The organism is Pseudomonas sp. KB-10, assembly GCF_018221585.1.
Lineage (GTDB): Bacteria > Pseudomonadota > Gammaproteobacteria > Pseudomonadales > Pseudomonadaceae > Aquipseudomonas > Aquipseudomonas yangonensis.
The window spans coordinates 1-1,760 of the sequence record NZ_QYYB01000026.1; the positions used below are offsets into that span (position 1 = coordinate 1).

Consider the following 1,760-nt stretch of genomic DNA (forward strand, 5'->3'; position numbering starts at 1 on the left):
GCGACCAGCACCAGCAGCGGCAGCAGTGCCAGGAATCTCATGGAGTCGCCTCCCTACCGATAGAACTGCACGGGGTAGGGGGTATAGGGCGTGCCGTTGCCCATAAAGCGACGCCGCCGTTCGCGTGCCTCCTCGGCCGCTGCAGACTGACGGGCAAGCTCCAGGGCGACGGCACGGTTCTGGGTGATCTGCAGTTGCTGCGCCTGGATCGACTGCTTGGCCTGCAGGGCCAGCAACTGATTGGTAGCCTGGGCAGCCTGCAAGGCGCCACCCGCGGACTGGCTCTGCTGCACCAGAGCGGACAAGACGCTCTCATCCTCGGCCAGGTTCTGCGTCACCTGAGCCTGTACACGCAGCGCCGTATGCAGCCCGTCGAGGCCCTGTTGCCAGCGTTCGCGTGCTTCTTCTGCCAGGCGTTGGCTGCTGACGTCGCCGGTGTACTCGTTCGGGTAGAGTCGGCTGAACTCCTGATCCAGGCGCTGCACTTCGTAGGCCAGCCCTCGCGCCTCGGCGAGCAGTCGCTCGGTATTGGCCAAGCTCGCGCGTAATTGGCTGACCACGTTGTAGTCCAGGCGCTGCAGGTGACGGGCCTGGTTCAGCAGCATCTGGGTCTCGTTCTGTAATTGGCGAACCTGGTTGTTCGCCATCTCCAGGGTGCGCACCGCAGTCAGGGTGTTCTGCACCAGGTTGGTCGGATCGATTACGGTGAAAGCGTTTACCGGCTTCACGGCCAGCAGACCCAATACCAGCAGCGTTGCGCAGGGAAAACGGTGGACAGGGGATCTCATGGCAAGCACTCCTTGCGTGACGGGGGATAAGCGGTGAGCAGGTCGGCGGCCCAGTCCAGGCCGCAGTGACGCAACCAGGCAGGGGCGAAACCGGCTGCGCCGGACGACTGTTGGATTCGGTCGATCTCGCGCTGCTCGGCCGGGCTGGCCGAGGCGGCGAAGGCCAGCGCTACCGGCCCCAGGTCGAGGTCGAACAGGCGGTTGCCTAGGCGCGACTGGTAGTAGTAATCACGCTTGGGCGTGGCCTGGGCGATGATCTCGATCTGCCGGTCGTTGAGGCCGAAGCTCTGATAGATGCCGCGGATCTGCGGCTCGCCCGCCTGCGGGTTGGGCAGGAAGATGCGGCTGGCGCAGCTCTCGATGATTGCCGAGGCGATGCTGGAATCCTTGATGTCGGCCAGCGACTGGGTAGCGAAGATGACGCTGACGTTCTTCTTGCGCAGGGTCTTGAGCCACTGGCGGATGCGCGCGGCGAACAGCGGATCGTCGAGGAACAGCCAGGCCTCGTCGAGGATCAGCAGTGTCGGCGCGCCGTCAAAGCGCTCCTCGAAACGGGCGAACAGGTAGCTCAGCACGGCAGCCACCGCCGCCTTGCTGTACATCAGTTCTTCCATCTCGAAACACTGCACGTCGGCGCTGCCCAGACGATCCCGGTCGGCATCCAGCAACGCGCCATGTGCGCCGCCCAGCACGTAGGGCTGCAGCGCCTGGCGCAGGGCGTTGTCCTGCAGCAGCACAGACAAACCGGTCAGCGTGCGCTGCGCCTCGGGCGCACCGGCCAGGCTGTCGAGTGCGGTCCACAGCGCAGCCTTCTGCTCGGGGCCGACGGCCACGCCTTCCTGCAGCAGGCGAGCCTCCAGCCACTCGGCGGCCCAGGCGCGGTATCCCGGCTGATCGATGCGTGCGAGAGGCTGGAAGGCCAGGTCGCCATCGCCGCCGAGGTCGTAGTGCTCGCCACCCAGGCTCAGCACC

The 1,760-nt window shown here is 65.8% G+C and carries 2 protein-coding genes; both read right to left on the reverse strand.

The window, feature by feature from the left end:
* Positions 1 to 53 precede the first annotated feature (53 nt).
* Positions 54 to 788: a P-type conjugative transfer protein TrbJ gene (gene trbJ, locus DXK50_RS24795; RefSeq protein WP_212632142.1), complete on the reverse strand. Its 735-nt coding sequence runs from the start codon at positions 786 to 788 to the stop codon at positions 54 to 56.
* The coding region (locus DXK50_RS24800; RefSeq protein WP_461818895.1) for a TraG/VirB4 family ATPase at positions 785 to 1,760 on the reverse strand (976 nt) is incomplete at its 5' end. The genes DXK50_RS24800 and trbJ, both read right to left, overlap by 4 nt.

Excerpts from the sequence above, each read along its gene's own strand:
- trbJ (WP_212632142.1), bottom strand. The coding sequence starts at position 788 with ATGAGATCCCCTGTCCACCGTTTTCCCTGCGCAACGCTGCTGGTATTG.